Source organism: uncultured Flavonifractor sp. (assembly GCF_944383115.1).
Classification (GTDB): Bacteria; Bacillota; Clostridia; order Oscillospirales; family Oscillospiraceae; genus Flavonifractor.
Genome location: NZ_CALWOJ010000083.1, coordinates 1 through 8,885, shown reverse-complemented (window position 1 = coordinate 8,885; position 8,885 = coordinate 1). Strand labels below are relative to the sequence as shown.

The 8,885-nt window shown below is 61.1% G+C and carries 10 protein-coding genes; 1 reads left to right on the top strand and 9 read right to left on the bottom strand.

Features of this window, described 5'->3' with window-relative positions; genetic code table 11:
- Positions 1 to 393, top strand: a 393-nt coding sequence (locus Q0K43_RS08820) for a transglutaminase domain-containing protein (RefSeq protein ID WP_297290179.1), incomplete at its 5' end; no start/stop codon positions are given.
- Positions 394 to 450: 57 nt separating this feature from the next.
- On the opposite strand, the gene Q0K43_RS08815 is transcribed toward Q0K43_RS08820, so the two are convergent.
- From Q0K43_RS08815 to argJ, 9 genes are all read right to left on the bottom strand, one after another.
- Positions 451 to 600, bottom strand: a complete 150-nt coding sequence (locus Q0K43_RS08815) for a hypothetical protein (RefSeq protein WP_297290182.1) — start codon at positions 598 to 600, stop codon at positions 451 to 453.
- Positions 601 to 764: 164 nt separating this feature from the next.
- Entirely contained in the window at positions 765 to 1,613 is an 849-nt protein-coding gene (locus tag Q0K43_RS08810; protein ID WP_297290178.1) for a bifunctional 5,10-methylenetetrahydrofolate dehydrogenase/5,10-methenyltetrahydrofolate cyclohydrolase, read from the bottom strand.
- Positions 1,613 to 2,245, bottom strand: a complete 633-nt coding sequence (locus tag Q0K43_RS08805; protein ID WP_297290181.1) for a cyclodeaminase/cyclohydrolase family protein — start codon at positions 2,243 to 2,245, stop codon at positions 1,613 to 1,615. Before Q0K43_RS08805 ends, Q0K43_RS08810 begins: the two co-directional genes overlap by 1 nt.
- Positions 2,246 to 2,283: 38 nt before the next feature.
- Positions 2,284 to 3,954, bottom strand: coding sequence for a formate--tetrahydrofolate ligase (locus Q0K43_RS08800; RefSeq protein ID WP_297290177.1), 1,671 nt, complete (start codon positions 3,952 to 3,954; stop codon positions 2,284 to 2,286).
- Positions 3,955 to 4,150: 196 nt separating this feature from the next.
- The gene (locus Q0K43_RS08795; RefSeq protein ID WP_009259878.1) at positions 4,151 to 4,363 is read right to left on the bottom strand and encodes a cold-shock protein; all 213 of its coding nucleotides are present in this window, start codon (positions 4,361 to 4,363) and stop codon (positions 4,151 to 4,153) included.
- Positions 4,364 to 4,590: 227 nt separating this feature from the next.
- A complete protein-coding gene (gene argF, locus Q0K43_RS08790; RefSeq protein WP_297290176.1) occupies positions 4,591 to 5,511 on the bottom strand; it encodes an ornithine carbamoyltransferase in 921 nt (306 codons plus the stop codon).
- Positions 5,512 to 5,539: 28 nt separating this feature from the next.
- Positions 5,540 to 6,718 carry an aspartate aminotransferase family protein gene (locus Q0K43_RS08785; protein ID WP_297290180.1) on the bottom strand — a complete coding sequence of 393 codons (1,179 nt, stop codon included), beginning with the start codon at positions 6,716 to 6,718 and terminating at the stop codon, positions 5,540 to 5,542.
- Positions 6,719 to 6,727: 9 nt separating this feature from the next.
- Positions 6,728 to 7,582, bottom strand: coding sequence for an acetylglutamate kinase (gene argB / locus Q0K43_RS08780; protein ID WP_297290175.1), 855 nt, complete (start codon positions 7,580 to 7,582; stop codon positions 6,728 to 6,730).
- Positions 7,583 to 7,608: 26 nt separating this feature from the next.
- Positions 7,609 to 8,871 carry a bifunctional glutamate N-acetyltransferase/amino-acid acetyltransferase ArgJ gene (gene argJ, locus Q0K43_RS08775; RefSeq protein ID WP_297290174.1) on the bottom strand — a complete coding sequence of 421 codons (1,263 nt, stop codon included), beginning with the start codon at positions 8,869 to 8,871 and terminating at the stop codon, positions 7,609 to 7,611.
- Positions 8,872 to 8,885 lie beyond the last annotated feature (14 nt).

Sequence of the window (8,885 nt, the reverse complement as noted above, 5' to 3'; positions counted from 1 at the left end):
CATTCCTCCCCCAACCGCAGCCATCCCTATGGGCTGCTGGTGGAGGGGCAGGCCATCTGCATGGGGTACGCCAACACCTTCCAGCTATTTATGGATCTGCTGGACATTCCCTGCATCACAGTAATTGGGGCCTCCAGCGGCTCCCGGGAGGACCACGCCTGGAATCTGGTACAGCTGGATGGCGACTGGTATGCCGTGGATACCACCTGGGATGATCCGCTGGGTGGCTATGTGGACGTGCCCGCCGCCAACGAGGGGGCCCACCACACCTATTTTAATGTGACCAGCGACTTCCTCCGGCAAACCGACCACCAGTGGGACTACGATACTGTCCAGGAGGCGGAGGGTACCTACTGGACTTGGCGGGCTTTGCGGCCATCCAACCGCCGCTGACCAAAAAGGAGCCCGGAGAACGTCATGGGACGTTCTCCGGGCTCCTTACCTATGCACTTAGCAGCAGCCGTTTCCGCAGCCGCAGTTGTTGCTATAGCCGTTCCCGGCGCCGCCGCAGCAGCAGCACAGCAGGATAATGATCAGAATGATCCACAGGCAGCTACCGCCACCAAAGCCACAGCCACAACCATTATTGCACCCCATCATAGAAGTACCTCCCGGTTTAATTTAGAAACCTGGAGCTGGCGGCGGAGCTTCCCGCTGTCCGGCCCGGTCTCATTCCATACTATGCCGCACCCCGTAGGTGGTGCTTATTGGGCGCTTCCTTTTGGATAAAAAATGAACTGCTGCCGGGCAGCAGTTCATTTTTTCTATCTCATATCATAGGCCGCTTGGATCACATGGTCTGCCAACACCGAGGTAGTAACCGCTCCCACGCCGCCGGGCACCGGCGTTACCGCCGCGGCAAGCTCCTCCGCCGCGGCAAAGTCAACATCCCCTACCAGATTGCCCTCCTGATCCACGTTGATGCCCACATCCAGCACCAGCTGGCCGGGGGCCAGGTGGTCCCGTCCAATCATCTTGGCGTGGCCGGCGGCGGCAATGAGTACCTCCGCCCGACGGCACTCGGAGGCCAGATCGGCAGTGCGGGTATGACACAGCGTAACGGTGGCGTTCTTTCCCAGCAGCAGCATGGCCAGAGGCTTACCCACCACCAGGCTGCGCCCCACCACCACCGCCCGCTTACCAGCGAGGTCACAGCCATAGTAATCCAGGATCTCCATACAGGCCTGGGCAGTACAGGGCGGATAGCCCACGCCGCTGCCGGTAAATACGCCGGCCAAAGATCCCGCCGTGATGCCGTCCACATCCTTGGCCGGGTCCAGAGCGGCGCAGATGGCCGCCTCGTCCATCTGGGGAGGCAGGGGCCGGAACAGCAGACAGCCGTGGATCTCCCGATCTGCGTTGATCTGTTGGATCACTGCCAGCAGATCCCCATGACTGGATTCCTTAGGCAAGGTAAACTGCTTGACACGAATACCTACCTTTTCGCACCGCTTTACGGCTCCGCGCTCGTAGGACAGATCCTCCGGTCGCTCCCCTACCCGCACAATAGCCAGGGTAGGGACGATGCCCAACCCCTTCAGTTGGTCGGCCCGGACAGCCAACCGTTCCGTCATGGCCTGGGCCACCGGGGCTCCCTTCCAATACTCCGCCATCAGGCAAACCTCCCCAGCACGGCTTCATACACTTGCTCGGCGATCTTCCAGTACCGTTCCACCAGAGCGTCCACCTCGTTGTTCATCGCCTGGGCATAGGCCCGGTCCGCCATGCTCTTGGTGTTCACCTTTACATTGAGCGCCGCGCCGTACAGGGCGCTCCAGCAGAACACCACTCCGGTTCCCACATCGGACAGCATCATCACGCTGCCCTTCTCCAGCATTTCGCTGTGAAGGTCAATCGCTTCACAGCTCAACTTCAGAATCGCCATAGGGGTGGCGGCAGCGTCCCGGAGACAGCGTTCCATGATCTCCCCCCGGCCGGGGTCATCTTTGGGGATAGCATAGGCTTTGGAAAGCGGTTCAAAAGCAGCGGCGTCGGCGTCCACCAGGGCCAGCAGCCTGGCCCGGATATCCTCCGCCTTGTCCATCAGCGCCTTTACATCCGCCTCTACTGCTGCATATTTCTTCTTCCCAACCGTGTAGTTGCCTACCATTGTACAAAGGGCGGCCCCCAACGCACCCACCAGGGCGGAGGCGCCGCCGCCGCCGGGGACAGGCGCTTTGGAGGCAAGGGCATCCAGAAAAGCCCCACAGGTCTGATTTGCAGTCTCTATGGTAATTCCCTCCATTTCCACAAGCGGGCGGCCTTAGGCCGCCCGCTTCAGTTTCAGAACAAGCCGGATATTTTGCCGTTCTCGTCTACGTCCACCTTTTCCGCTGCCGGTACTTTCGGCAATCCCGGCATGGTCATGATGTCGCCGGTGAGGGCCACCAGGAATCCGGCGCCGGCGGACACTTTAATATTGCGCACCGTGACGGTAAAGCCCTCCGGCGCCCCCAGCAGATTCTGATTGTCAGAGAAGGAGTACTGGGTCTTGGCCATACAGATGGGCAGGCCGCCGAAGCCCAGGTCGGTAAGCTCCGCCGCCTGCTTCTTGGCGGCGGGGGTGAGAACCACGCCGTCGCCGTGGTATACCTTCTTCACGATATCGGCCAGTTTGGCCTCGATGGGCTGATCCAGCTCATAGGCAAAGGAGAAATGATTGGGCTCTTCACACAGGCGGATGACCTCCTTGGCCAGGGCCATGCCGCCCTCGCCGCCCTTGGCCCACACCTCGCTGAGGGCCACATTGACGCCCAGAGCCTTACACTTGTCCTCCACCAGTTTCAACTCGGCCTCGGTATCGGTGGGGAACCGGTTGATGGCCACCACGCAGGGCAGGCCGTACACGGTGGTGATGTTCTCCACATGGCGCAGCAGGTTGGGCAGGCCGCGCTCCAATGCCTCCAGATTTTCCTGGTTCAGGTCGGCCTTGGCCACGCCGCCGTGGTGCTTCAGAGCGCGGACGGTGGCCACTACCACCACGGCGGAGGGCTTCAATCCTGCCAGGCGGCACTTGATGTCCAGGAACTTCTCCGCGCCCAGGTCGGCGCCGAAGCCGGCCTCGGTGATGGCGTAGTCCCCCATCTTGAGGGCCATCCGGGTGGCCATGACGGAATTGCAGCCGTGGGCGATATTAGCAAAGGGACCGCCGTGGATGAAGGCCGGGGTACCCTCCAGGGTCTGGACCAGGTTGGGCTTGATGGCATCCTTCAGCAGGGCGGCCATCGCGCCCTCCGCCTTCAGGTCGTGGGCGGTAATGGGGGCGCCGGAGCGGGAGTAGCCCACCACCATGCGGCCCAGCCGGTCCTTCAGGTCCATGAGTCCGGTGGCCAGGCACAGCACCGCCATGATCTCAGAGGCCACGGTGATATCAAAACCGTCCTCACGGGGCACGCCCTGCATCCGGCCGCCCAGGCCGCACACGATGTTGCGCAGCTGCCGGTCGTTCATGTCCACGCAGCGCTTCCAGGTGATGCGCTTGACGTCGATATCCAGTTCGTTGCCCTGCTGGATGTGGTTGTCCAGCATGGCGGCCAGCAGGTTATTGGCCGCGCCGATGGCGTGGAAGTCGCCGGTAAAGTGCAGGTTGATGTCTTCCATAGGCACCACCTGGGCATAGCCGCCGCCGGCAGCGCCGCCCTTGACGCCGAACACGGGGCCCAGAGAGGGCTCCCGCAGGGCAACGACCGTATTCTTGCCCAGCCGGCGCATCCCGTCGGCCAGACCTACGGTGGTGGTGGTCTTACCCTCCCCGGCCGGGGTGGGATTGATGGCGGTGACCAGCACCAGCTTGCCGTCGGGCCTGCCTTCCCGGTCGGCCAGCAGCTTCAGGTCGATCTTGGCCTTGTACTTGCCGTAGTACTCCAGATAGTCCTCGTCCACACCTGCCAGCTCCGCCACCTCACGGATGGGACGCATGGTACAGGCCTGGGCGATCTCAATATCCGATTTCATCATCCTTCACTCCTTCATCCTTCCGCTTTTCAACGAAAATGCGCCGGCTCAGCCATGCTGGCAAACCGGCGTTCTATCCTGTTGAGTTGGATTTTCATTTAAAATGTACCATCCTTTGCTCCGCTTGTCAACGGAAAGCAAAAAAGCAGACCGACGTCATACGTCGGTCTGCTTTTTGCGGCTTATATCGTTTCGATCAAGCGGCCACCACGTTGACAGCGCGCAGCTTGTCAGCGTTCTTGGGATCGGGCTCCACATCGTAGGTCACCTTCTGACCCTCCTGGAGGGTCTTGAAGCCGTCGCACACGATGGCAGAGAAGTGAACGAACACGTCGTCGCCGCCCTCGTCGTTGGAGATGAAGCCGAAGCCCTTGGTCTCATTGAACCACTTGACAGTACCGTGATACATGTTATGGTACCTCCTGAAAAAAATTTCGCGCTAAATGACAAGAAAACTCACATTCTTGGCATCGTCTGAAGAACCGACGATGACTACAAAAATGTGAGTTCAGGCCGTACATTTAGACTACCTAGATACTATAACACCGAACCCGGCATCCGTCAAGAAAAATCCGTATGGCTTTGTGAAAAGAATCAAACCGCCCCGGAAGGCTGAAAGCCTCCCGGGGCGCGTACTCAATGGTCGTCGTTCATCAGCAGGTACATGACCGCCTTCTGGGCATGGAGGCGGTTCTCCGCCTCGTCAAAAATCTCACCGGCGTGGGCCTCAAAGACCTCAGCGGTGATCTCCTCGCCCCGGTGGGCAGGCAGGCAGTGCTGCACCATGCAGCCGGGGTTGGTCACTGCCATCAGCTCGTCATTGATCTGGTAGATGCCCTCAAAGACAGCCCGGCGCTTCTGGGCCTCGCCCTCCTGGCCCATGGAGGCCCACACGTCGGTGAACAGGGCGTCGGCTCCGGCAGCCGCCTCCTTGGGGTTCCGGCACAGGGTGAACTTGCCGCCGCAGTTCTGGGCAAATTCCAGCACCTGGGGATCGGGATCATAGCCCTCGGGGCAGGCCACGGACACCTCCATGCCCACCTTCAGGCCGCCCACAATGAGGGAGTTGGCCATGTTATTGCCGTCGCCGATGTAGCACAGCTTCAGGCCCTCCAGCCGGGACTTGTGTTCCCGGATGGTCATGAGATCGGCCAGCACCTGGCAGGGATGGGCAAAGTCGGTGAGGCCGTTAATCACGGGGATGGACGCATACCGGGCCAGGGTCTCCACCTCGACCTGGCCGAACGTGCGGATCATGATACCGTCACAGTAGCGGCTCAGCACCCGGGCGGTGTCCTCAATGGGCTCGCCCCGGCCGATCTGGCTCTCCTTGCCGGAGAGGAAGAGGGCGTGGCCACCCAGCTGGAACATACCGGTCTCAAAGGACACCCGGGTACGGGTGGAGTTTTTCTCAAAGATCATGGCCAGGGTCTTGCCCTCCAGATAGTGGTGGGTCAGGCCATGCTTCTGGTTGTATTTCATCTGGTCGGCAGTATCCAGAATCTTCACAATATCGGCCTTGGTCAGGTCCAGTAGCTTGAGCAGGTCTTTTTTCATTGTATTCACCTCGTCTGTTCTCCTGCGCTCAGAGCAGGGTCTCCTTCATAATGGCAAGTCCCTTGTCGATCTCCTGCATGGAGATGGTCAAAGGAGGCAGCAGCCGCAGGGCCGACCCTGCCGTCAACACCAGCAGGCCGTTGCGGATGAGTCGGGCAGCCAGCACTTTGTTGCTCTCCTCGCCCTTGACTTCAACACCGATCATCATACCCAGGCCACGGGTCTGGCCCAGGCTGGACAGGCCCATATGCTCAATGCGGGTGCGGATGTAGTGGCCCTTCTCCTTCACCTGGGCCAGGGCGTCCTCGTCCAGGGTGTCCAGCACCACCTGGGCAGCGGCGGCACAGATGGGGTTGCCGCCGAAAGTGGCAGCGTGGGTACCCGGACCCAACACATCCCGGCAGCGTTCATTGGCCAAAAAGCCACCCATAGGCAGGCCACCGGCAATGCCCTTGGCGAAGGACACCGCGTCGGGAATGATACCGTACTGCTGGAAGGCAAACAGGGTGCCAGTGCGGCCCACGCCGGTCTGCACCTCGTCTACCAGCAGCAGCCAGTCCCGCTCGGCACACAGCACCGCCAGATCATGGACGTACTCCGGGTCCATGGGGAGTACGCCCCCCTCCCCCTGCACCAGCTCCAGCATGACGGCGCATACGTCGTGGCCCGCCACCTCCTGAATGGCGTCCACGCTGCCCGCCTGGGCATACCGGAACCCATCGGCAAAGGGGAAAAAATAATTGTGGAACACATCCTGGCCGGTGGCGGTCAGGGTGGTAAGGGTCCTGCCGTGGAAGGAGTTTTTCAGGGTGATAATGGTACCCCGTCCCTTGCCGTACTTATCAAAAGAATATTTCCGGGCCAGCTTGATCATGCCCTCGTTGGCCTCAGCACCCGAGTTGCCGAAGAAGGCCGCCGCCATACCGGAGCGCCGGCACAGCTTTTCCGCCAATTTTGCATAAGGCTGGGAGTAAAACAGGTTGGAGATGTGGCCCAGCTTCCCGGCCTGATCGGTGATGGCCTGCACCCACTTGGGGTTGGCGTAGCCAATGGAGTTGACCCCGATCCCGGAGGAGAAGTCGATGTACTCCTTCCCGTCCAGGTCGTACAGGGTGGCCCCCTGGCCGTGGTCAATGTCTACATCAAACCGGCCGTAGGTCTGCATCATATACTGGTGATCCAGTTCCACCAATTCCTTATGGTCCATCATATCACCTCACAGTAGCATGGTTCCGATGCCCTCGTCGGACAGCAGCTCGATCAGGATGGAGTGGGGAATGCGCCCGTCCAAAATGACGGCGTTCTCCACACCGGAGCGCACCGCCTCCACGCAGCACTCCACCTTGGGGATCATGCCGCCCTTGATGACGCCGTCCTGCACCAGGCCGGGCACCTGGGACAGCCGCACCAACGGCAGCAGGGTGTTGTCGTTTTTGGGGTCCATCATCAGGCCCCGTACATCGGTGAGCAGGATCAGCTTCTCCGCCTTCAGGGCGGTAGCAAGCTTAGCGGCAGCGGTGTCGGCGTTGATGTTGTAGGCGTTCTCTCCGTCGATGCCCTGGGCCACGGTGGATACCACCGGGATATAGCCGTCGCTCAGGCAGTCCACCACCGCCTGGGGATCTACGGCGGTGATCTCGCCCACCAGGCCGTACTTCTCGTCCAGCTTTTGGGCCTGGAACAGGCCGGCGTCCATGCCGCACAGGCCGATGGCCCGGCCGCCCATCCGGTTCAGGGTGGCCACCAAATTCTTGTTCACCTTGCCGCACAGCACCTGCTGGACCACTTCCATGGTCTCCTCATCGGTATAGCGCAGGCCGTCCACAAATTTGGACTCTTTGCCGATCTTGTCCAGCATCTCGGTGATCTCCGGCCCGCCGCCGTGGACCACCACCACGTTGACGCCTACCAGCCGCAGCAGGATGATATCGGAGATGACGGCCTGGCGCAGTTCGTCGGAGATCATGGCATTGCCGCCGTATTTCACCACCACGGTTTTGCCGTAGTATTTTTGAATGTAGGGCAGGGCCTCAGCCAGTACCTTGGCCCGATCCACCTCGCTGAATGACATGGGAATCGCCTCCATATTGCCTTTGATCAGGTGCGATAGTCGCCGTTGATCTTGACGTAGTCGTAGGTCAGATCGCAGCCCCAGCAAGTGGCCTCATGCTCCCCCTCATGGAGGTCCACATGGATCACCACCTCGTCCTGGGACAGGATGCTCTTGGCGGCCTCCTCGTCGAAGTCCACCCCGGCGCCCTTCTCACACACCAGGATCTCCCCCACGGCGGAGGAGAATTTCACGTCCACAAACTCGGGACGGAAGGGGGCCTTGGAGTAGCCCATGGCGCACAGCACCCGGCCCCAGTTGGCATCGGAGCCGAACATGGCGGCCTTCACCAGGGAGGAGCCCACCACAGCCTTGGCCAGGCGCTCGGCGCTCTCCTCGCTGCGGGCGCTCTGCACGGTGCAGGTGATGAGCTTACTGGCGCCCTCACCGTCGGCGGCAATGTTCCGGGCCAGCTGCTCAAACACATAGTAGAGGGTCTTATAAAAGACAGTATAGTTGTCGTCCTTCCACTCCACCAGCTCATTGCCTGCCATGCCGTTGGCCAGCACCACGCACATGTCGTTGGTGGAGGTGTCCCCGTCCACCGTCACACGGTTGAAGGTGCGGGGGACAATCTCATGGAGGGCCTCGGTGAGCATCTCATGGGTGATGGCGCAGTCAGTGGTAACAAAGCACAGCATGGTACCCATATTGGGGTGGATCATGCCCGAGCCCTTGGCAATGGCGCCTATGGTCACCGTCTTGCCGCCAATGGAGCAGGTCACCGACAGCTCCTTCTTCACGGTGTCGGTGGTCATGATGGCGTTGGCCGCGTCGTCCGAGCCGTTCTTGGACAGGGCGGCGGCGGCCTCCGGCAGGCCCTTGGCGATGGCGTCGATGTTCAGCTCCTGGCCGATGACGCCGGTGGAGGCCACCACGAAGTCGGAGGCTTTCAGGCCGGTGGCCTGGGCGGCCAGCTGGCACATGGTCTCGGCATGCTCATGGCTGTTGGGGGCGCAGGCATTGGCATTGCCGGAGTTGGCCACGATGGCCTGTGCCTCGCCGTTTTCCAGGTGATCCATAGTGACATACAAAGGCGCAGCTTTTACCCGATTCATGGTGTACACCGCCGCCGCCACACAGGGCTGCTCGGACACGATGAGGGCCAGGTCCTTCTTGCCCTCCAGCACCTCGGGCATCTTGCTCATGGGAGGCTGATTGCCGTCCCCCTTGCCCTTCTTCACACCGCAGTGGACGCCGGACGCGGTAAAACCCTTGGGGGCGGTCACGCCGCCGGGGATCTGTTTCATATCGTTCACTCCTC